Origin of the sequence: Tahibacter harae (genome assembly GCF_024437735.1) — a bacterium.
GTDB lineage: Bacteria > Pseudomonadota > Gammaproteobacteria > Xanthomonadales > Rhodanobacteraceae > Tahibacter > Tahibacter harae.
In genome coordinates, this window is record NZ_JANFQO010000004.1 from 78,907 (window position 1) to 99,667 (window position 20,761).

At 69.5% G+C, this 20,761-nt stretch carries 16 protein-coding genes; 9 read left to right on the forward strand and 7 right to left on the reverse strand.

What is annotated here, in order from left to right; translation table 11 throughout:
* The first annotated feature begins 9 nt into the window (after nt 1-9).
* Together tsaC and NM961_RS05385 are read left to right on the forward strand one after the other, a co-directional pair.
* On the forward strand, nt 10-570 hold the full coding sequence (gene tsaC, locus NM961_RS05380; protein WP_255912417.1) for an L-threonylcarbamoyladenylate synthase type 1 TsaC: 561 nt from the start codon (nt 10-12) through the stop codon (nt 568-570).
* Between the two features lie 12 nt (nt 571-582).
* Nucleotides 583-1,923: an AMP-binding protein gene (locus tag NM961_RS05385; RefSeq protein ID WP_255912429.1), complete on the forward strand. Its 1,341-nt coding sequence runs from the start codon at nt 583-585 to the stop codon at nt 1,921-1,923.
* A 339-nt stretch (nt 1,924-2,262) separates the two neighbouring features.
* On the opposite strand, the gene NM961_RS05390 is transcribed toward NM961_RS05385, so the two are convergent.
* On the reverse strand, nt 2,263-4,065 hold the full coding sequence (locus NM961_RS05390; RefSeq protein ID WP_255912431.1) for a glucan ABC transporter ATP-binding protein/ permease: 1,803 nt from the start codon (nt 4,063-4,065) through the stop codon (nt 2,263-2,265).
* A gap of 269 nt (nt 4,066-4,334) precedes the next feature.
* Between NM961_RS05390 and purD the strand changes: the two genes are divergently transcribed.
* Both purD and NM961_RS05400 read left to right on the forward strand, forming a co-directional pair.
* Nucleotides 4,335-5,615, forward strand: a complete 1,281-nt coding sequence (purD, locus tag NM961_RS05395) for a phosphoribosylamine--glycine ligase (RefSeq protein ID WP_255912433.1) — start codon at nt 4,335-4,337, stop codon at nt 5,613-5,615.
* Between the two features lie 77 nt (nt 5,616-5,692).
* The gene (locus NM961_RS05400) at nt 5,693-6,205 is read left to right on the forward strand and encodes a DUF4124 domain-containing protein (RefSeq protein ID WP_255912435.1); all 513 of its coding nucleotides are present in this window, start codon (nt 5,693-5,695) and stop codon (nt 6,203-6,205) included.
* Nucleotides 6,206-6,346: 141 nt separating this feature from the next.
* Here NM961_RS05400 and NM961_RS05405 read toward each other — a convergent pair whose 3' ends face one another.
* A complete protein-coding gene (locus NM961_RS05405; RefSeq protein WP_255912437.1) occupies nt 6,347-8,011 on the reverse strand; it encodes a tetratricopeptide repeat protein in 1,665 nt (554 codons plus the stop codon).
* Nucleotides 8,012-8,281: 270 nt separating this feature from the next.
* Here NM961_RS05405 and NM961_RS05410 point away from each other — a divergent pair, with 270 nt between their 5' ends.
* The 3 genes from NM961_RS05410 to NM961_RS24120 all read left to right on the forward strand — a co-directional run bounded on the left by NM961_RS05410 (nt 8,282) and on the right by NM961_RS24120 (nt 13,822).
* Nucleotides 8,282-10,171, forward strand: coding sequence for an MFS transporter (locus tag NM961_RS05410; protein WP_255912439.1), 1,890 nt, complete (start codon nt 8,282-8,284; stop codon nt 10,169-10,171).
* Nucleotides 10,164-11,294: an MGDG synthase family glycosyltransferase gene (locus tag NM961_RS05415; RefSeq protein ID WP_255912441.1), complete on the forward strand. Its 1,131-nt coding sequence runs from the start codon at nt 10,164-10,166 to the stop codon at nt 11,292-11,294. The genes NM961_RS05410 and NM961_RS05415 overlap by 8 nt, the downstream gene beginning before the upstream one ends.
* Before the next feature lie 356 nt (nt 11,295-11,650).
* A complete protein-coding gene (locus NM961_RS24120; protein ID WP_255912443.1) occupies nt 11,651-13,822 on the forward strand; it encodes an HzsA-related protein in 2,172 nt (723 codons plus the stop codon).
* A 90-nt stretch (nt 13,823-13,912) separates the two neighbouring features.
* Here the strand turns inward: NM961_RS24120 and NM961_RS05425 are convergent, their stop codons facing one another.
* From NM961_RS05425 to NM961_RS05445, 5 genes are all read right to left on the reverse strand, one after another.
* Nucleotides 13,913-14,785, reverse strand: coding sequence for a cobalamin biosynthesis protein (locus NM961_RS05425; protein ID WP_255912445.1), 873 nt, complete (start codon nt 14,783-14,785; stop codon nt 13,913-13,915).
* A gap of 71 nt (nt 14,786-14,856) precedes the next feature.
* Complete coding sequence (gene nudC / locus NM961_RS05430; protein WP_255912456.1) at nt 14,857-15,831, reverse strand: NAD(+) diphosphatase; 975 nt, start codon at nt 15,829-15,831, stop codon at nt 14,857-14,859.
* Between the two features lie 7 nt (nt 15,832-15,838).
* The gene (gene erpA / locus NM961_RS05435) at nt 15,839-16,201 is read right to left on the reverse strand and encodes an iron-sulfur cluster insertion protein ErpA (protein WP_255912458.1); all 363 of its coding nucleotides are present in this window, start codon (nt 16,199-16,201) and stop codon (nt 15,839-15,841) included.
* Between the two features lie 55 nt (nt 16,202-16,256).
* On the reverse strand, nt 16,257-16,679 hold the full coding sequence (locus tag NM961_RS05440) for a bactofilin family protein (RefSeq protein ID WP_255912460.1): 423 nt from the start codon (nt 16,677-16,679) through the stop codon (nt 16,257-16,259).
* Nucleotides 16,669-17,376, reverse strand: coding sequence for a DUF6776 family protein (locus tag NM961_RS05445; RefSeq protein WP_255912462.1), 708 nt, complete (start codon nt 17,374-17,376; stop codon nt 16,669-16,671). The genes NM961_RS05440 and NM961_RS05445 overlap by 11 nt, the downstream gene beginning before the upstream one ends.
* A gap of 190 nt (nt 17,377-17,566) precedes the next feature.
* On the opposite strand from NM961_RS05445, the gene NM961_RS05450 reads away from it, so the two are divergent.
* Entirely contained in the window at nt 17,567-17,998 is a 432-nt protein-coding gene (locus NM961_RS05450; protein WP_255912464.1) for a CopD family protein, read from the forward strand.
* Between the two features lie 91 nt (nt 17,999-18,089).
* The gene (locus tag NM961_RS05455; protein ID WP_255912466.1) at nt 18,090-20,759 is read left to right on the forward strand and encodes an EAL domain-containing protein; all 2,670 of its coding nucleotides are present in this window, start codon (nt 18,090-18,092) and stop codon (nt 20,757-20,759) included.
* Nucleotides 20,760-20,761: the final 2 nt, after the last annotated feature.

Genomic DNA, 20,761 nt, shown 5'->3' on the forward strand with positions numbered 1-20,761 from the left:
GCGCCGGTCATGGGTGAGCTGCTGCTGGAACCCGCCGTCGCGGCCCTGCGCCGCGGCGGCGTCGTGGCCTATCCCACCGAGGCCGTCTACGGCCTGGGCTGCGATCCGCACGACGCCGCCGCGCTGGCGCGCCTGTTTGCGCTCAAACGGCGGCCGCTGCAGCAGGGCGTTCTGCTGATCGCGGCCGATTTCGACCAGGTGCGGCGCTACATCGCCCTGGACCAGCTGCCGGCCGCGGCGCTGGAGCGCGTGCGGGCCAGCTGGCCCGGTCCGCACACCTGGGTAGTGCCGCGCTCGGCGGAGGTGCCGGAATGGATCGCCGGCGGCCATGCCGGCATCGCCCTGCGCGTAACCGCGCATGCACCGGCAGCCGCCCTCTGCCGTGCCTTCGGCGGCGCCCTGGTCTCCACCAGCGCCAATCGCCATGGCGAACCGCCGGCAGTTTCCGCGGCGGAAATACGTACTGTGTTCGCAGACGAGCTTGATGCGCTTGTCGACGCCCCGGTCGGGGGGCTTGAGCGTCCGACCACGATCCGCGACGCTATCAGCGGAGAATTCATACGACATTGAGGCCGGGGGGCTATGTCCGCAGTCATTCAGGAAGAACGTTTTGCGGTCGCAGGCCTGCCGCTGGTCGTGGGAGACGCCCAGCGCATCATCGCCTGGCGCCGCGGCCGGCCGGTGCGCCAGGCCGAATTCCTAGGCCATGTCGCTGCGATCGCCGCGCGCCTGCCCACCGCCCCTGCGGCGGTGAACCTGTGCGAGGACCGCTACCATTTCCTGGTCGTTTTCGCCGCCGTCGCCCTGGCCGGGCAGACCAACCTGCTGCCGCCCTCGCGCGCGCGCCAGGCCGTGGACGAGGTCATGGGCGCACATCCGGGCTGCTATGCCATCAGCGACCAGCAGCTGGAATCCGAGCCGCCGCACCTGTGGCAGCTGCCGGCGCTGGATGACGCCGCGTACAGCGAGCAGATCCCCTGCCTGCCGGCGCAGCAGATCGTTGCCATCGGCTATACCTCGGGCTCTACCGGCACGCCCAAGGCCAATCCCAAGAGCTGGGCCAGCTTCAGCGCCAGCACCGCGCTCAACGCCGGCCTGCTGCAGGACTACTGCGGCGCGCCGCTGAGCCTGGTCGCGACCGTGCCGCCGCAGCATATGTACGGCATGGAAATGTCCGTCCTGCTGCCGCTGCTGGGCGCCGCCGGCGTGGACACCGGCAAGCCGCTGATGCCTGCTGACATCGCCGCGGCGCTGGCCGCCCTGCCTGCGCCGCGCGTGCTGGTCACCACGCCGGTACACCTGCGCGCGCTGGTCCAGGCCGGGCTGGAACTGCCGCCGCTGGCCAGCATCGTCTGCGCCACCGCGCCGCTGTGCCGCGAACTGGCCGCCGCCGCGCAGCAGCGCTTCGCCGCGCCGGTGATCGAAGTGTTCGGCTCCACCGAGACCTGCGTCATCGGCCACCGCCTCAGCGCCACCGAAGAGGACTGGCGCCACTATCCCGGCGTCAGCCTGCGCCCGCAGCCCGACGGCACCCAGGTCGACGCGGCCTGGTTCGGCGCGCCGGTCGCGCTGCAGGACATCGTCGAATTGCTGCCCGAACGCGGCTTCCGCCTGCGCGGCCGCAATTCGGACCTGCTGGAAATCGCGGGCAAGCGCGCTTCGCTGGCCGACCTCAACCGCCGCCTGCTCGCCATTCCCGGCGTCATCGACGGCGCCATCTTCCAGCGCGACTGCGACAGCGGCGGCGTGCAGCGCCTGGCCGCCCTGGTCGTCGCGCCCGGACTGGACGAAGCCGACCTGCTCGAAGCCCTGCGCTCGGCCATGGACCCGGCCTTCCTGCCGCGGCCTTTGCGCAAAGTGGACAAGCTGCCGCGCAACGAGACCGGCAAGCTGCCGCGGGCGGCGTTGCTGGCGGCGCTATGAAGCCCGCTCCGCCGAGCGCGTTCACGCGCTCGGCGGAGCGGGTTGGGCGAGGGAGCGGCGCATCCGTCGCGAGGAACTTCGGTTTTCGCCAGCGCACCGTGCGTTGAAGTTTGCAGAGAAAATTCAAAGGCGAGGCGCGTTGATCGTCGCCCCCTCACCCGGCCCTCTCCCCCGAGCAAGCCCGGGGGAGAGGGAGCGGCTACGTTCCGGCGTTCGGGAAAACCGTTAAAGAGCCATCAAATCCGGGGTCGCAGATACCCCGGCGGGCCCAACCCAGCCGGGAACTCCAGCCCGCGAGTCCGAATCACCAGCCCCGGATCACCAGGCTGCCGCTGCACCTCACGCCGCCACCGCCAATTCCGCTCCCGCCTCCGCTTCCGCACCGGCTTCCTCCACCGCATCCGGCGCAAACTTGCCCTGGTCGGCCAGTTCGGCGAACAGGCCGCCGCGGGCGATGAGTTCGTCGAAGCGGCCGCTTTCGACCAGGCGCCCCTGGTCCAGCACCAGGATCAGGTCGGCGTTGCGCACGGTCGACAGGCGGTGGGCAATGACGAAGGTGGTGCGGCCCTGGGCGACGTTCTTCAGCGCTTTCTGGATGCGCGCCTCGGTGCCGTTGTCCAGCGCGCTGGTGGCCTCGTCCAGGATCAGGATGGGCGCATCCTTGAGCATGGCGCGGGCGATGGCCAGGCGCTGGCGTTCGCCGCCGGACAGGGAGCGGCCGCGCTCGGCCACCAGCGTGTCATAGCCTTCCGGCTTGGCGCTGATGAAGCCATGCGCCTCGGCCGCGCGCGCGGCGGCTTCGATGCGCTCCTGGCTGGCGTCGGGATCGGCCACGCGCAGGTTGTCGCGGATCGAGCGGTAGAACAGGCCCGGCTCCTGGAACACCACGCCGATAGCGCGGCGCAGGGAATCCAGCGTGAGGTCGCGCAGATCGTGCCCGTCGATGCGGATGCGGCCGGACTGCGGATCGTACGCGCGGTAGAGCAGGCTCAGCGCCGTGGTCTTGCCCGCGCCGGTGGGGCCGACCAAAGCGACAGTGCTGCCGGCGGCGGCGCGGAAGCTCAGGTTGCGCACAGCCTGCACCACCTCGCCGTTGCCCGGCGCGTAGCTGAAGCTCACGTCGTCGAACACGACTTCGCCGCGGGCGTGTTCCAGCGGCTGCGCATCGGCCGCGTCGGCGATGGCCGGCCTGGTATCCAGCACCTCGAAGAAGTTGCGCAGCGAATGAGTCTGGAAGAACAGCCCGGAAATGAAGCCGGCGAATTGCTCCATGCGCCCGATCAACATGAGCGAGAAGCCGACGAAGCTCACGATATTGCCGACGCTGACCTCGCCCCTCGCATGCAGGCTGGCGCCCAGCGCGAAGATCGCGACGACGGTGAGCGTGGACGCGGCGCGATTGAGCACCGACAGCACGGCCCAGCCCTTGAGTACCGGATACTGCGCCTGCAGCACGCGCGCCATCATCTGGCGCAGCGCACCGATTTCCTCGCCCAGGCGGGTGAAGCTCTGCACCACGCCGACATGGCCGAACACGTCGCTGGCGCGCGTGGAAATCTCGTGGTGCAGCTCTTCCACCTCGGCCTGGGCCTTGTGCGTGCGGCGGATCGCGATGGCGTTGAACACGGCGAAGCTGGTCATCAGCACGACCATCAGCGCGGCCAGCTTCCAGTTCATGTACAGCGCGATCGGCACCATCACCAGGATGGAGAGCAAGGTCGCCAGGTGCTCGCGGAAGAAGCCCAGCCACAAGCCGAACAGATTGCTGATGCCGCCGTGCATCACGCGCGACAGGCGGCCGGTGTGGTTCTCGCCGTGGAACGACAGCGGCAGCGAGGCGCCGTGCACGAAGAATTGTTCGATCGCCGCAAGACGGCGCCGGTGCGCCAGGCGATCCGCGTGCAGCGAAACCCAGACGCTGGCGACCACGCCGCCGAAACCGGCCAGCGCCCACAGTGCGATCAGGCGCGGCGCCTCCTTGGCGCCGGGCGCGCCCAGCGCGTCGACCACCTGGCCGAACAGCATGGGTTCGAGGAAATACACGCCGGCCAGGGCAAGGTTGGCCAGGGTCAGGGTGACGGCCAGCTTGGCTTCGGGCGCAAGCAATCCGATGACGCGCAGATACAGGCGCAGAATGTTCACCGACGTAGGAAATCCCCAGGTGCGCGGGAGTGCGCGGCGCGCATTGATGCATCGCGGCGCCTTCGCCAAGCTGAATGAAATCGCCTGCGGGGGCTGTGGGGGCCGGCGGAAACAGAACGTAACTATCGGGATTGGAGATTCGGGATTCGGGATTCGCAAAAGCGGGGACGGCGGGCTTCATCAATGCCGAATCACCAATCCCGGCCCGGCAGCGCCGGGCCCCGCCTTCTCCTACAATCCACGTTTCGCTGTAACCCTCCAAGGCTCCCATGAAAATCCTCGTCATCGGTTCGGGCGGGCGCGAGCACGCGCTGGCCTGGAAACTCAAGCAGTCGCCGCGGGTGTCCGAGATCATCGTCGCGCCGGGCAATGCCGGCACGGCGCGGGAACCGGGCGTGCGCAATGCCGCGGTGGCCATGACCGATCTGGACGGACTGCTGGCCCTGGCCCAGCGCGAGCAGGTCGCCCTGACCGTGGTCGGCCCGGAGGCGCCGCTGGTGGCCGGCGTGGTCGACAAGTTCCGCGCCGCCGGCCTGCGCTGCTTTGGGCCGCGCCGCATTGCCGCGCAACTGGAAGGCTCCAAGGCCTTCGCCAAGGATTTCCTCGCCCGGCGCAGCATTCCCACCGCGCGCTACGCGGTGTTCACCGAGTTGGCGCCGGCCCTGGCCTACGTGCGCCAGCACGGCGCGCCCATCGTGATCAAGGCCGACGGCCTGGCCGCCGGCAAGGGCGTGGTGGTGGCGCTGACCCTCGCCGACGCCGAGCAGGCCCTGCACGACATGCTGGGCGCGCATTCCCTGGGCGACGCCTCGGCCCGCGTGGTGATCGAGGAATTCCTCGACGGCGAGGAAGCCAGCTACATCGTCATCAGCGACGGCCAGCACTTCCTGCCCATGGCCACCAGCCAGGACCACAAGCGCCGCGACGAGGGCGACCACGGCCCCAACACCGGCGGCATGGGTGCCTATTCGCCCGCACCGGTGGTCACGCCCGAGGTGGACCAGCGCATACGCCGCGAGGTCATCGAACCCACCCTGGCCGGCATGGCGGCCGAAGGCGCGCCCTTCATCGGCTTCCTCTACGCCGGCCTGATGATCGACAAGAGCGGCGCACCCAAGGTGATCGAATTCAACGTGCGCTTCGGCGATCCGGAAACCCAGCCCATCATGCTGCGGCTGAAGTCCGACCTGGTCGAGCTGATCGAAGCCGCGCTGGACGGCCGCCTCGACCGCGTCGAGGCCGAATGGGATGCGCGCCCGGCCCTGGGCGTGGTGATGGCCGCGCAGGGCTATCCGGGCACCGTGCGGCTCAACGATCCGATCGACGGCCTGGACACCGCCCACGACGCCGACACCAAGGTGTTCCAGGCCGGCACCCGGCTGGATGAACAGGGCCGCGCGGTCAGCGCCGGCGGCCGCGTGCTGACGGTCTGCGCACTGGGCCGCGACATCGCCGAGGCGCGCGACCGCGCCTACGCCGCGGCGCGCCAGGTGCGCTTCGAGGGCATGTTCTTCCGCCGCGATATCGGCCACCGCGCGCTCAAGCGCTGAGCGCTGGACAAAACGGCCACGACCGCAGCCTGCCCGTTCAGGCAGGCTGCGGTCTCCTCTCCCTCCGGATCACCGCCATGAAGTTCCATTTCGCTGCCGCCGCGCTGCTGTGCCTCGCCGTTCCGGCCCAGGCTGCCGTGTACAAATGCACCAACGCCGCCGGCACGGTGGAATTCAAGGACAAGCCCTGCGCGCCGGGCAGCGGCGGCGAGATCACGGTCAAGGGCATGGAGCCGGCGCGCGCGGCCGGCGACGGCGGCAGTGATGGCAAGCGCGGCGGCGGCGCGAAGAAGCTGGAAGGCCTCTGGTGCGAATACGCCGTATCGCTGGAAATCGACGGCGAAAAGGACGAAGGCACGCCGGCCGAATGGAATTTCAACGGCGACAAGGTCGAATACAAGGTCAAGGGTGCGCCAATGCCGATCAAGGCGCAGCTGCAGCAGGGCGCGGACGGCGGCTTCGCGGTCGATCACCCGATTTTCGGCGGCGCCGAGGCCGAATGGCAGATCGTGCGGGTGCGCGGCGGCGAAGCCGTGATGCAAAGCCCCGTCATCGGCTATTACCACCTGCGCAAGGGCAGCTGCCGGTAACAGCGGGCGGCCCGGGAATGCTTCCGTAGTGCAGGGCCGTGCCGGGTGCGCGTTGCGCAGGCGCCGACAGAACAGCGGCGCACGCAGCCTCCCTGATCCGCCGCCGCAGGCCGTTCGCGGCCGGCGGCGGCAATTCCGGCCTCAGCCCGCCGGCTTGGGCGCCGGCGCCTCGGCCGCACGCGCCGGCTGCGGCTGCAGGCGGGCCGGCTTGAACAGCGGATTGTCCGCCGGCCAGGGGCGGTCCGGCAGCTGCTTGGCGCCGAACTGCTTGAAGAACACACGGAACGGTTCGGCGGCCTCATTGCCGCCGTCGCGCACGGCCGCGAACATGGCCGAGCCCTGCAGCTCCGAGGCAGCGGTGAAATTGCCCTCGGCGGCGTTGATCAGGGCCACGGCTTCGCTGACCTGCGGCGTCAGGTTGCTCTTGTACAGCAGGCCGGCGTATTCGCTGGCTGTCTTGCGCTGTTCCTTGGTGGCGGCGCGGCAGGTCGCGGCCAGACGCACATAGACCTGCAGCAGCGGCCCCATGCGCGGATATTCCTTGGCCGCGGCCTCGGTCTCGCGCAGGGCGTCGGCGCAGCGGCCATCGGCGACCTGGGCCGCGGCGAGGCGGGCATAGCCGTCGGGCTGGCGCGGGTCCAGCTTGACCAGCTGGCGGTACTGCTCGGCGGCCTGGGCGTAGCGGCCCTGGCGCATGTAGCGGTTGCCCAGCAACAGGCGCGGCTCGGCCAGCTTGCCGTCCATGCCGATGGCTTTTTCGTAGTCGGACTGGGCCGCGCGCTCGTCGCCGCCGGTCTCGGCCACCACGCCGCGGGTGACCAGGACCAGGGCGTCCTTGGGCGCCAGGCGCACGGCCTCGGCGGCCTGCGTGCTGGCCGTGGCGTGGCCGCCGAGCATGGCTTCCAGGCGCGCCGACAGGCCGAGCAGGCCGACGTTGCCGGGCTCGCTCTTGAGCACCTTGGCCAGATGCTCCCGGGCGGAGGCGTACTGGCCGACCTCGATCAGGAAGCGCGCCTGGGTCAGCGGGTCGTCCGGCTTGGCCGCGGCGCCGCCGGCCTGGGCGGGGGCCTGGGAGCGGATGCCGAGGAAACCGTCGCCAAGCGGGTCCAGCGTGCGCGCTGCGGTGTTGCCGGCGCGGGCACGGGCGGAATTGGCGGCGGCGGCGTTGCCCTGGGCGGTGTAGATCTCGGCCTGCAGGGCGTAGAGCTGGTTGGCCGTCGGATCCTGCTTGAGCGCGGCTTCCACTGCGCTCAATGCCTCCGGATAGCGCTTCTGCAGCAGGGCGGCGCGGGCGCGCAGTGCGGCCAGCCGGGCGTCGTCCTTGCCCGCTTCGCCGGCCTGGTCGATCAGCTGGCGGGCGCTGTCGGTTTCGCCGGCGGCCAGGCGCGACTCGATCACGGCCAGGCGTATCGGCAGGTATTCGCGATCCAGGCGGAAAGCCTGTTCAAAGTAGTCGCGCGCCTGGGCCGGCTGATTGCGCTTGCCGGCCAGCAGGCCGCGCAGATAGATCCAGCGTGCATCTTCCGGGCTGACCAGGATGGCATTGGCCAGGGCCACATCGGCCTCGTCGGCGAAGCCGGCCTGCTGGTAGTTCGCGGCCAGGGTCGCATAGGCCTGGGACAGCGGCGGGCCGACCAGGGTGGTCTTGGCCTTGTCGAACTGCTGCCGCATTTCGACCAGCTGCGCGGCGCGGCTCTTGTCGAGCTTGCTCATGTCCGGGATGGGCACGGGGCGGATGGTGTCGGCCGCGGCGGCCAGCGCGGCCAGGGCCAGCACACAGGCAAGGGCGATGCGGGTGAATTTCATGGAACTCCGGCGCCAGACTCGGCGGTTGCTGCGGGGGAAAGGCGGGAGTTTAAGCGACGGGATTGGGGATTCGGGATTCGGGAGTGCTGAAACGCGCATCGGTGCCGGGTGCGGTTCAGGTGGGTGGGGCCGGGATTCGGGATGTCGGGATTGGTAAAGCCGCCGGCCGCTGCCCGCGGCGTCCCGGCTACGGAAACTGCTGTGTCCAATCCCGAATCACCAATCCCGGCTCCTCTGCTAGGCTCGCCACGACTTTCCAAGGTCCCCGCCATGTCGAGCAGCAACCAGTTTGCCCTGCTGAAATCCCGCCGCTTCGCGCCGTTCTTCTGGACCCAGGCCCTGGGCGCGTTCAATGACAACGTGTTCAAGAACGCCCTGGTCATCATGGCCGTGTTCCAGATCGCCGCGCACGATCCGGCCCGCGCCGCCAGCTATACCAACATGGCCGCGGCGCTGTTCATCGCACCGTTCCTGCTGTTCTCGGCCACCAGCGGCCAGCTCTCGGACAAGTACGACAAGGCGCGCCTGGCCCAGCTGGTCAAGCTGTTTGAAATCGGCATCATGGTGGTAGCCCTGTTCGGCTTCCTGGCCAAGAGCATTCCGCTGCTCATGACCCTGCTGTTCCTGATGGGCCTGCATTCGACCCTGTTCGGGCCGCTCAAGTACGGCCTGCTGCCGCAGGTGCTGGACTCGCGCGAACTGGTTGGCGGCAACGGCCTGATCGAGATGGCTACCTTCCTCGCTATCCTGCTGGGACAGGTCCTGGGCGCCGAGCTGATCAGCTTTCCCGATCACGGCACCTGGATGGTCGGCGCCGCCTGCATCACGACGGCGCTGATCGGCCTGGCCTGCGCCCTGCGCATACCGCCGGTGCCGGCGCCGGATCCGCAGCTGAAGATCAACTGGAATCCCTTCAGCGAGACCTGGAACAATCTGGGCTACATCCGCGGCAACCGCGCGGTGCTGCTGTCCTGCCTGGGCATTTCCTGGTTCTGGTTTTTCGGCTCGGTCTTCATCACCCAACTGCCGACCTACGCGCAGAACGTGATCGGCGGCAATGCCGCGGTGTATACCTTCCTGCTGACCCTCTTCTCGCTGGGCATAGGCATAGGCTCGCTGCTGTGCGAGCGCCTGTCCGGCCACAAGGTGGAGATCGGCCTGGTGCCGTTCGGTTCCATCGGCATGACCCTGTTCGGCGCCGACCTGTATTTCGCCAAGCCCGACGCCTCCGGCGCACTGGGGCTCACCGTCGCCGCGCTGCTGCAGCAGCCGTGGATCTGGCGCGTACTGATCGACCTGCTGCTGATGGCGGTGTTCTCCGGCTTCTTCATCGTGCCGCTGTTCGCGCTGATCCAGACCCGCTCCGACCCGGCGCGGCGCTCGCGCGTGATCGCGGCAAACAACATCCTCAATTCGCTGTTCATGGTGGTCGCAGCCGGGCTTTCCACCGTACTGCTCAACGTCGCCGGACTGTCGATCCCGCAGTTACTGCTCACCACGGCCCTGCTCAACGCCGTGGTCGCGATCTACATCTACTGCCTGGTACCCGAATTCCTGATGCGCTTCCTGAGCTGGATCCTGGTCAACACCTTGTACCGGATCAAACTCGAAGGGCTGGACCGTATTCCCGAGGAAGGCCCGGCCCTGCTGGTGTGCAACCACGTCAGCTACATGGATGCGCTGATCATCGGCGGCAGCGTGCGCCGGCCGGTGCGCTTCGTGATGTATTACAAGATCTTCAACATCCCGCTGCTCAGCTTCATCTTCCGCACCGCCAAGGCCATACCCATCGCCGGCTACAAGGAAGACCCGCAGTTGCTGGCCAAGGCCTTCGACGAAGTCGACCAGGAGCTGGCCGAAGGCAATGTGGTGTGCATCTTCCCCGAAGGCGGGCTGACCAAGGACGGCGAGATCGCCGAGTTCAAGTCCGGCGTGGAGAAAATCCTCGAACGCCGCCCGGTGCCGGTGGTGCCGCTGGCGTTGCGCGGACTGTGGGGCTCCATCTTCAGCCGGCGCGACAGCGCGCTGGGCCGCTCGCGCCTGCCGCGGCGCTTCTGGTCGCGCATCGGCCTGGCCGCGGCCGCGCCGGTACCGCCGGAGCAGGCCAGCGCCGACTACCTCGAAGCGCAGGTGCGCGCATTGCGGGGCGCCGATGCCTGAGGCCGCCCGCCCGCGCCGCGTGCTGCTGCTCAGCGTCTCCGCCGGCGCCGGCCACGGCCGTGCGGCAGAGGCCCTGGCCGCCGTCGCGACGGCGGCGTTCGGCGCGCAGGCGCAGCACTGGGACGTGATGGACTATGTCCCGTCCGCGTTCCGCAAACTCTATACAGATTTCTATTTGCGCCTGGTGGACAAATTCCCCGCACTGTGGGCGCAGCTCTACCGCATTACCGACGAGACGCCGCCGGATGCGGCCACGGCGCGGCTGCGCCGGGCGGTGGAGCGGCTGAATGCACGGGGCCTGCAGCAGGCCATCGCCGACTACGCGCCGGACGTGATCATCTGCACCCATTTCCTGCCGGCCGAGCTGCTGGCGCGGGCGCAGCAGCGCGGGCGCGTGTCCTGCCCCATCCATGTGCAGGTGACGGATTTCGACCTGCACGCGCTGTGGGTGGTGCAGGACCTGGCCGGCTATTTCGCCGCCAGCGAGGAAGTCGCGGCGCGCATGCGCGCGCGCGGCCTGCCGGCGCAGCGCATCCACGTCAGCGGCATTCCCATCATGCCGGCCTTTGCCCAGCCGCTGGACCGCGCCGCCTGCGCGGCCGAGGCCGGCCTGGATCCGCAGCGCCCGGTACTGCTGCTGATGGGCGGCGGCGCCGGCGTCGGCGCACTGGACGAGGCCGCCGCCGGCCTGCTCGCGCTGGAGGCGGATTTCCAGCTCGTCGCCCTGGCCGGACGCAACGAAACCATGCTGGCGCGGCTGCGCGAACTGGCCGCGCGCCATCCGGGCCGGCTGTTTCCGCAGGGCTTCACCCGCACCATAGAGCGGCTGATGGCCTGCGCCGACCTCGCCATCAGCAAGCCCGGCGGCCTGACCACCTCCGAATGCCTGGCTCTGGGCCTGCCCATGATCGTGTTCGCGCCGATACCCGGCCAGGAAGAGCGCAACTGCGACTACCTGCTGGAGAACGGCGCCGGCCTCAAGGCGGTGGACGCGACCGCACTGGAATACCGCGTACGCGCCCTGCTGGCCGACCCGGCACGGCTGGCCGCGATGCGCGCGAATGCGCGCCGGCTGGGCCGGCCCGAGGCGGCGCGCGCGGTGTTGCGCCAGGTTTTCGCCTAGCGCATCCCTCCCCGGCGCTGTGCGCCGCCGTCGCACGCTGCAAGATGCTTCCGCCGGCCACCGCCGGCGTGCGCGGCCGGGCTGCGCCGAAGCTCTGCGCCGCTGCCGCCGGCGCGCAAGGGCACACCGCCGCCGGCCGGCGTTCGCTTATTCCTCTGAACCGCGTTGTCGTCCTGGAAAGGCTTGCGCGGAACCTGACCCTTGGCCGGGGCTTCCTGCGTGTGCAGAGCAAGCCTTGACGGCAATTCCCGCGCCGCGGGGGAACGGGCGCCGCCGCCCGCACGGGCGGGAAACGTGTCACAACAAACGGACCGGAGTTTGACCAAGCTCCGCGCCGACACCGGGGAGGATCTCACGTGCTTATCCGCATCAACCGCCTGGCCGCCGCGCTGGCCCTGATCGCCTGCGGCGCGAATGCCCAGACGCTGCCCAATCCCATCCTGTTCGTGACCCAGTTTCCGGTCAGCGACGACTTCGCCACCATAGGCGCGGTCTTCGCCAACCACCGCGGCGGCAGCAACCTAGTCGGCCGCGGCGGCGATCTGTACATCCGCTATCCCGACGGCAGCCTGCGCAATCTCACCGCCGAAGCCGGCTACGGCAACGCCGGTCCGCAGCGCGCGAACTCCATTGCCGTGCGCGACCCGGCGGTTTCCTGGGACGGCACGAAAGCCATCTTCAGCATGGTGGTAGGCGCGCCGCCGCAGCAGTACCAGTGGACCGATTCGTACTGGCAGCTGTACGAAGTCACCGGCCTGGGCCAGGGCCAGACGGTGACGATCACCAAGGTGGCCAACCAGCCGGCCAATCGCAACAACATCAGCCCGGTCTATCTCAGCGACAACAGCATCGCCTTCGTCAGCGACCGCACCCGCAACGGCGCGGCGCATCTTTATCCACAACTGGACGAATACGAATCCACGCCGACCCCGACCGGCCTGTGGCGGCTGCAGCCGGCCAGCGGCCGGCTCGACCTGCTGCAGGTGTCGGTATCCGGCGCGTTCAATCCCATCGTCGACAGCTACGGCCGCCTGCTGTTCACGCGCTGGGATCATCTGCAGCGCGACCAGCAGAACGACGCCGCCGGCACGACTGCCTTCAACTGGAGCAGCGAGGCAGCCGATTCCGTCGCCACCGCCGACCGCAGCGAAGTGTTCCCGGAGCCGCGCATCGAAGTACCCGGCTCCAACGTCTACGGCTACACCATCAACCACTTCTTCCCGTGGATGGTGAACCAGGACGGCACCGAGGAAGAAACCCTGAACCATGTCGGCCGGCACGAGCTGCACAGCTATTTCGGCCGCTCCTTCAACGACCCGGCCCTGGTCGATTTCAGTCCGCCGGGTCCGCGCCAGGCCATACTGAATTTCCTGCAGATGCGCGAGGACCCGACCACGCCGGGCCGCTACTACGGCATCGACGCGCCGGAGTTCTACACCCACGCCTCGGGCCAGCTGGTGCGCATCGACGCCGCGCCCAGCGTGAACCCGGACACGATCGCGGCAACGTGGCTCAATCCGCGGGTGAACATCAATTTCAGCCCGGACTACGATCCGCAGCCGCAGCCGGCGGATTTCACCGGCCGCTTCCGCAATCCGCTGCCGCTCAGCGACGGCCAGCTCATCGCCGCGCACGCGACCGAGTGGCGCGAAGCCGGCAACGACGGAACCCGCGCCAATCCGCAGCCGCGCTACCAGTTCCGGCTCAAGCGCGTGGTCGCCGGGCCGGGCGGCTATCTGGTCGCGGCGGGCAATCTCACGCCGGGCATCAGCAAGAGCGTGAGCTACTGGGACCCGGATGTGGAAGTCAGCTACAACGGGCCGCTGTGGGAGCTTTCGCCGGTGGAAGTGCGCGCCCGCCCGGTGCCGCCGGGCACGGCCTTCCAGCTGCGCGCGCCGGAGCAGGCCGCGTTCACGGCGGAAAATGTCGATGTGAATGCATTCCGCAGCTATCTGCGTGCGAACGGCCTGGCCGTGCTGGTGGTGCGCAATGCCACCACGCGCGACCGCGCCGACCGCCAGCAGCCCTACAACCTGCGCGTACCCGGCGGCGTACAGACCACCGGTGCCGGCGGCGGCCAGCTCTACGACATCGCCCATATGCAGTTCTTCCAGGGCGACCAGATCCGCGGCATGAACCTGGACGGCGGCCGCCGCGTGCTGGCGCAGCCCCTGCACGACAAGCCCGCGCTGGCGGCGAATGCGCCGAATCCCTCCGGGCCGGCCGGCAGCACGGCGATTGCCGCGGATGGATCGGTCGCGCTGTTCGTGCCGGCCCAGCGCGCGCTGGCCTGGCAGTCCACCGCGCCCAACGGCACGCCGGTGGTGCGCGAGCGCTACTGGATCGGCTTCCAGCCCGGCGAGATCCGCAGCTGCGACGGCTGCCACGGCGTCAACCAGCAGAACCAGGCCACGCCGTCCGCGCCGGCAGCAACGAACACGCCGCAGGCACTGCGCCAGTTGCTGGCGCGCTGGCGCGACAGGCAGGTCGATCTGATCTTCAGCAATGGCGTGGAAGAGCGCCGCTGAAGCAGGTACGGAAAGGCGGATCCGCCCGGCGGGCTTCCTGCGCTGCTGTTTGGCTTCGGCGGTTCCGCGCGACAGCGGATCCGCCGCGCCTCAGACCAATCCGCCCAGCACCAGCAGGCTGCTGACGGCGAGCCAGACGATGAGCACGCGCACCAGCAGATGGCGCGCGTCGGTCAGTTCGATCAGCGGGTCGTTGACGTCTTCGGCATAACCGTCGCCGGCGATCACGTCGGCATCGACGCTGGCGCGGGCGATGGCGGAGAGAAAGCCCAGGTCCAGGCTGAAATAGCCCTTGCCCATGCGGTCATGCCAGGTCTTCCAGGTGTGGAAAACCGCGTCGAAATCGGAAGCGACGGCCAGGGCCAGGGCCATCAGATGCGCCGGCGCCCAGTCCAGCACCAGGGCGAAACGGCGTGCGAGCGAACGGCCGGATTCGTGCTGCACCTCGGCCAGGCCGGGCGACCAGGCCAGGAGCTGGGTGAGCCGGTACAGCAGCGCGCCGCAGGGCCCCAGCAACAGAAACCAGAACAGCACGCCGAACCAGCGCCGCAGCGCCGACTGGAAGGTGGCATCGACCACGGCCGGCGCCTCGAACGGCAGCGGCGCCTCGTCGCCGTCCGGACGCAGCAACTGGGCGGCGGCGACGCGGCGCTCGCTGTCGGGCGCCTTGATTACGCCGTCGACATCCTCGGACAGGTCGCGCGGCCCCCAGCTGTACCACAGCACGCTGACCGCAAAGGCGAAGGACAGCAGGCCGAACAGCCAGCCGTCCAGGGCGTACTGGATCAGTGCACAAAGCAAGACCGGTACAAGTACCCCGACCGCCGAGCGCGTGCCGCCGCCGAGCCGGTCCAGCACGCCCAGCCACACCCGCAGGCGGCTGAAATCGCGCACCCGCGACAGATCCGGCAGGCCCTGGGCCAGGGCGAACACGACGAGGACGGCAAGCAGATGGATGGCCATGGCTCAGGCGCTGGGGAGGTTGGCCCGATTGTAGCGGGCGCGGGCTTGCGCGCCAGCAGCGGCGGACCGGCTCAGCGGCGCGGCTTGAGCCAGGGTTCGTCGTGCATGAGGCTGGCCAGCTCCAGGCCGCCGGTCTCGCGCAGCCAGTGCTCGATCAGGCGGTAGGACACCGACAGCGGCGGCGGCAGCACCAGGCTGCGCTCGGCCAGGCCGCGCACGATGTCGTCGACCTCGAACCAGCGCGCATCGGCCAGTTCCGTACCAACCTGGATGGACGGATCGCTGGCGCGGGCGGAAAAGCCCAGCATCAGCGAAGCCGGGAAGGGCCAGGGCTGGGAGGAGTGGTAGTCGCTCTCGTCCACGCGCACGCCAGCTTCCTCAAACACCTCGCGGCGCACGGCGTCTTCCAGCGATTCGCCGGGCTCCACGAAACCGGCCAGGGTGGACCAGCGCCCTTCCGGCCAGCCGGGCTGGCGACCGAGCAGGCAGGCGTCGCGCCAGCCGACGATGACGATGATGGCGGGGTCGGTGCGGGGGAAATGCTCCAGCGCGCAGTCGGCGTTGGTGCACAGCGCCTTGTGCCCGGCGGAAACCAGCCGGGTCGCGCCGCCGCAGGCGCCGCAATAGCGCACCCGGCTCTGCCAGAACAGCAGCGCGCGGGCATAGGCGAACAGGCCGGCGTCGAAGGCCGGCAGGCTCAGGCCCGCCGCGCGCAGGTCCATCCACTTTCCTTCCAGCGCGGCGGCGATGGCATCGGCCTCGGCCGCCGCAGCGGCGACCACGAAGTAGTTGGCGATGTCGGTGGCGCCGAGGAAGGTAGCTTCGGCCCCGGGCCAGTACAGCTGGCGCGCGGCTTCGCCGAAATAGCCCAGGCCGCGGCGGTCCGCCGTGACCAGGCCGCGGCCGTCCGGGTGCAGCACGATGTAGCGCGTGGCGGCGTCGCCGCGGCGCGCCGCCAGCCATTCCGCGTCGTCGCGGCGCTCGGCCGCGCGCTCCAGCGCCAGGGCCGCGAAGACATTGGCGCGGCTGCGCAGGCTGGCGCTCACGGCGGGCTCAGACGGTGAAGGACGAGCCGCAGCCGCAGGTCGTCTTCGCATTCGGGTTGCGGATGACGAACTGGGCGCCGGTCAGGGATTCGGTGTAGTCGATCTCCGCACCGGCCAGGTATTGCAGGGACAGCGGATCGACCACCAGGGTGACGCCGCCGTTGTCGATGGCCAGGTCGTCCTCAGCGCATTCCTCGTCGAAGCTGAACCCGTACTGGAAGCCGGAACAGCCGCCGCCACTGATCGCCACGCGCAGCTTGAGCTGCGGATTGCCTTCCTCGGCAATGAGTTCGCGCACCTTGTGCGCGGCGGCGTCGCTGAAGATCAGCGGCTGGTCCAGCGCGTTCTGGTAATTCGGAGTGTCGCTCATGGGACGTTCGCCGGATGGCACGGGTACGGTTAGATCGGGGCGGGCGCGGCGGCTATCAAGCCGGCTCGGCTGCCGCGGCGTCGGGCGCCGGCAGGCGCTTGGGCGCCTCGGCCTGGTGCACCATCTTGCCGTTGATCTGGGCGCCGGCCAGCATCTCCAGCACCTTGTAGTAGATATTGCCCTCGATGCGCGCGGCCTCGGCCAGCTCCAGCCGTTCGGCAGCGTGCACATCGCCCTTGACCTGGCCGTTCAGGGCCACCTGCGGGGCGTGGATCTCGCCGATGACGCTGCCTTCCTCGCTCAGGGTGAGGCGGGCGTTGTCGCTCTCGGCGCGCAGGGTGCCTTCGACCCGGCCCTGCACGATGATGATGCCGTTGAAGCTCACGTCGCCGCGGATCACCGTGCCCGGCGCGATGATGGTGGTGGCGCCCTGCACCGGCTTGCCGCCGCCGTTGGACTTCTTGCTGCTACTGAACATTGCTGCTGCTCTCCTCGGCTGCCTGGGCTTCGCTCCAGGCAAATCCCTGTTCGACCCGGCCGCCGCCCCCCGCCGCCTCGGCAACCACCTTGATGCGATTTGGCGCGAAACCGTCGGGCAGCATCACGGTACCCGACACACGTTGAAAGTATTTGAAGGCGAACGGCAGGCCGGCGCTGTCGCCGCTGCCGGCCAGCTCCGACCAGGGCAGGCTCTTGAGCTGGCCATTGGACACGCCCTCGATGGAAAGCTGGAGACGGCCTTCGCTGGACTGGGAGCGCTTCATGTTCTGGGTCAGGGTGACGACCACGTTCCAGGCGGCGGAATCCTTGACCGGACTGACGTGGACCGAATGCACGGCCAGGCCCTCGCGCCGCGCGCCGCCGCCGACCAGGCGGCTGTAGAAGGCCAGGTCGGTGCGCAGGCCGGCGATTTCTTCCTCGCGCTCGCGCAGGGTCTGCTGCAGGTCGGAGCTGGCAACGCGGTCGACCTGGTCGGCCCGTTCGAGTATGGCCACGCGCTGCTTGAGGCCTTCGTTTTCCTGCTGCGCGCGGGCGAATTCGGCCGGATCCGGCCCGCTGTGCGGCGCCTTGGCATAGATCCACACGCCCGCCGCAACCAGCGCCAGGCTCGCCAGCCACAGCGCCGCCAGCAGCAGCAGGCGGCGCCGCGCGGCGCGCGGGTCGTGTTGCTGCACGACGAATTGCGGAAACGCATTACGCGCCATAAGGAAAAGACCGGAGAGCCTTCCGCGGGCGGAAAGCGGACTCATCATGGGAAAAACAGGGTGCCGGGCCTTATAGCCCCCCACCCCGGCGCGGTCAAGCCGAGGCCGCCGGCGCCAGCCGCTATACTGCGCGCCCCGCAGCCGCCGCCGCTACCTGCCCATGCTCTGGCTCAAGGCCTTCCACGTCGTCGCCGTCGTCACCTGGTTCGCCGGGATGTTCTATCTGCCGCGCCTGTTCGTCTATCACGTGGAGGCCACCGAGCCCGTGGTGCGCGAGCGCTTCAAGATCATGGAACGGCGCCTGCTGGTGATGACCAACATCGGCGCCGTGCTCACCGCCGTGTTCGGCTTCGCCACACTGGGCTGGTGGCTGTATCACGCGCCGGGCTACATGGCCGCGAACCACTGGCTGCATGCCAAGCTGACCCTGGTGTTCCTGCTGTACGGCTACCACGGCATGCTGTCGCGGCTCACCCGCGAGCTGGCGCAGGACCGCTGCACGCGCAGCTCGCGCTGGCTGCGCCTCTTCAACGAAGTGCCGGCGCTGCTGCTGATCGGCATTGTGGTGCTGGTGATCGTCAAGCCATTCTGAGCCGGCACGCCGGAGCGCCACCGCGCGGCCAAGGCCGCGCGGCCTGCATGGTATATTCCGGCGCACTTCCAATGAGCCACGGGTCTCGCGAATGCAGAAGCAGGACGACTCCCAGCAGAGCGCGGAACTGCGGCAAGCTTTCCTGCGCCACCTGCCCAAGCGGCTGGATACGCTGACCCGCCGCGGTCTGCGCCAGGCGCGGGACGGCTGGGACATCAACAGCCTGAGCCTGATCTTCCGCGAAGTGCAGACCCTGGCCGGCGCCTGCGGCCGCTACGGCCTGCTGGACCTGGCCGAGAAGCTGTTCGCGATCGAGTCCGCGCTGGCCGGCCCGCTGGAGCAGGTCAGCATTCCCGATGTACAGATTTCCGCACAGGTGGCCGAGCTGTTCGACGAAGTCCGCGAGATCGCCAGCACGCGCGAAGCCTCCGCGCCCGGCAGCGCCGCCCGCCCGCTGGTGACGGCGGCCGACCTGGACCGCAGCGAGAACGGCTATCCGCTGCAGCTGGTGCCGCCGCCCGACTACTGGAGCCGCTTCCCCGCGCCGCCGCCGGCCCCGGTCGCGGCCGCAATTCCTGCTGCCGCGCCCGCTGCCGCGGAAGTGGAAAAAGCCGCAACGCCGGTGCCTGCGGCGGCCGCGGGCCCGGCGCCAACCCCGGCGCCCGCCGCGCCGATCATGGCGGAGGCGGCGGCCGTGCCGCGTCCCGCGCGCGGCGCGCGCAAGGTCTACCACCTGACCGACGGCAGTTCGCTGGCCTGCGAGATCGACCAGAAGCTGGAACTGTCCGGCTACGAGCTTTCCCTGCTCGATCACGCCGACGAACTGATCGAGATGACGGGCACCTTCCCGCCGCACCTGATCGTGGTCGACGCCGCCTTCCAGGGCGAGCTGGACCGGCTGGGCGAGGCGCTCAAGGCCGCCCGCGGCCGCGCCAGCCACCGCGTCGCCATGCTGGCGCTGTCCGAACAGAGCGACCTGGACGTGCGCCTGCGCGCCATGCGCGCCGGCGCCGACGCTTTCATCCCGCTGCCGGCGCAGACCGCCGACGTGATGACGCGCATCGCCGAGCTGACCGAATCGGACCAGACCGATCCCTACCGCATCCTCATCGTCGAGGACGACCGTTCCCAGGCCATGTTCGCCGAGTCCATCCTGCGCAAGACCGGGATGCAGACCATGATGGTCACGGACCCGCTCGCCGCCCTCAACGACATCGACGAATTCAATCCGGACCTGATCCTGATGGATCTGTACATGCCCGGCTGCTCGGGCATGGAGCTGACCGCGATCATCCGCGAGCGCGAGGCCTTCGTTTCCACGCCCATCGTGTTCCTGTCCGGCGAAAGCGATACCGACAAGCATTTCGAGGCGCTCAACGCCGGCGGCGACGATTTCCTGTCCAAGCCGATACGGCCCAAGCACCTGATCTCGGCGGTGACCAACCGCCTGCGCCGCGCCCGCCATATCCGCCGCCGCGCGCAGAACCAGAATCCGCGCGATCCGATCACCGGCATGTACGAGCGCGCCCATGTGCTGGACCGCATCAACGCCAAGCTCGCCGCCGACGAGACAGTCGCCCAGCGCGGCGGTCTGCTCTATGTCGACCTGGATGACGCGACCAACCTGCGCGAGCAGGTTGGCCTGATCGGCTTCGACAAGCTGCTGGGACAGATCGGCGCCTTCCTCGCTTCGCACCTGGATGTGAGCGAGCTGGTCACGCGCTTCGGCGACACCAGTTTCGTCGTGCTCAGCCCCGAACGCGGCGCCGCCGACCTGGCCGAAGGCAGCCGCGAACTGCTGCGGCACGTCGCCGCCGGGCGCTTCGATGTGGATGGGCAAAGCTATGCGGTGCGGCTGCGCATCGGCATCTGTCCGTTCGCGGCCAACCTCGGCGACGCCGGCGCCATGCTCACCGCGGCCGAGCGTTCCCTGGCCGACTCGGGCAAGGCCGACGCCGGCGACGCGGTCGGCCTGTTCGCGGCCAAGCCCAGCGGCGATTCGGCCCTGGTCGAGAACATCCGCAGCGCGCTGCGCAGCGACGGCTTCCACCTGGTATTCCAGCCCATCGCCGCCCTGAGCAGCGAGGACGAGGGCGAGGCCGAGGAACAGTTCCAGGCTCTGCTGCGCCTGCACGGCGACGACGGCAAGGTGCTCACCGCCAGCCATATCGTGCCGCTGGCCGAGCAGGCCGGGCTGATCGACGACCTGGACCGCTGGGTGCTGGGCCGCTGCCTGATGGTACTGTCCGAGCGCGACCGCCAGGGCCGGCCGGTGCGCCTGTTCGCCAGCCAGTCCGCCAGCGCGGCGCGGGATCCGGGCCGCGCGGCCTGGCTGCGCCAGCAGCTGGAGACGCGCCGCCTCGCCGGCAACCGTCTGGTGCTGGAGATGCGCCTGCCGCAGGACGCCGCCGACCGCGACCGCCTGGCCGGCTTCGCCACGGCCATGCATCAGTTCGGCGTGGGCCTGTGCATCGCCGGCGTGGTGCCGGGCGACGGCGCCGAGGCCGCCATCGAGCACCTGATGGTCGACTTCATCAAGATCGCGCCGGACTGCATCGCCGATCGCGGCCCGCGCATGCGCGACGAGCTGCGCCGCCTGGTGCACTACGCCCACGAACACGGCCGCAAGGTGATCGCGCCGCGCATCGAGGACGCGCAGAGCGCCGCCACCCTGTGGACCGTGGGCGTGGACTTCATCCAGGGCAATTTCGTGCAGCACGAAGCGCAGAATCTCGATTACGATTTTCGGGCAGCCGGCTAGCG

What these genes read in the sequence shown, in the direction of transcription:
- tsaC (WP_255912417.1), top strand. Translation starts at nt 10, where the DNA reads ATGGGTGAGCTGCTGCTGGAACCCGCCGTCGCGGCCCTGCGCCGCGGC.
- NM961_RS05385 (WP_255912429.1), top strand. Translation starts at nt 583, where the DNA reads ATGTCCGCAGTCATTCAGGAAGAACGTTTTGCGGTCGCAGGCCTGCCG.
- purD (WP_255912433.1), top strand. Translation starts at nt 4,335, where the DNA reads ATGAAAATCCTCGTCATCGGTTCGGGCGGGCGCGAGCACGCGCTGGCC.
- NM961_RS05400 (WP_255912435.1), top strand. Translation starts at nt 5,693, where the DNA reads ATGAAGTTCCATTTCGCTGCCGCCGCGCTGCTGTGCCTCGCCGTTCCG.
- NM961_RS05405 (WP_255912437.1), bottom strand. Translation starts at nt 8,011, where the DNA reads ATGAAATTCACCCGCATCGCCCTTGCCTGTGTGCTGGCCCTGGCCGCG.
- NM961_RS05410 (WP_255912439.1), top strand. Translation starts at nt 8,282, where the DNA reads ATGTCGAGCAGCAACCAGTTTGCCCTGCTGAAATCCCGCCGCTTCGCG.
- NM961_RS05415 (WP_255912441.1), top strand. Translation starts at nt 10,164, where the DNA reads ATGCCTGAGGCCGCCCGCCCGCGCCGCGTGCTGCTGCTCAGCGTCTCC.
- NM961_RS05425 (WP_255912445.1), bottom strand. Translation starts at nt 14,785, where the DNA reads ATGGCCATCCATCTGCTTGCCGTCCTCGTCGTGTTCGCCCTGGCCCAG.
- erpA (WP_255912458.1), bottom strand. Translation starts at nt 16,201, where the DNA reads ATGAGCGACACTCCGAATTACCAGAACGCGCTGGACCAGCCGCTGATC.
- NM961_RS05440 (WP_255912460.1), bottom strand. Translation starts at nt 16,679, where the DNA reads ATGTTCAGTAGCAGCAAGAAGTCCAACGGCGGCGGCAAGCCGGTGCAG.
- NM961_RS05450 (WP_255912464.1), top strand. Translation starts at nt 17,567, where the DNA reads ATGCTCTGGCTCAAGGCCTTCCACGTCGTCGCCGTCGTCACCTGGTTC.
- NM961_RS05455 (WP_255912466.1), top strand. Translation starts at nt 18,090, where the DNA reads ATGCAGAAGCAGGACGACTCCCAGCAGAGCGCGGAACTGCGGCAAGCT.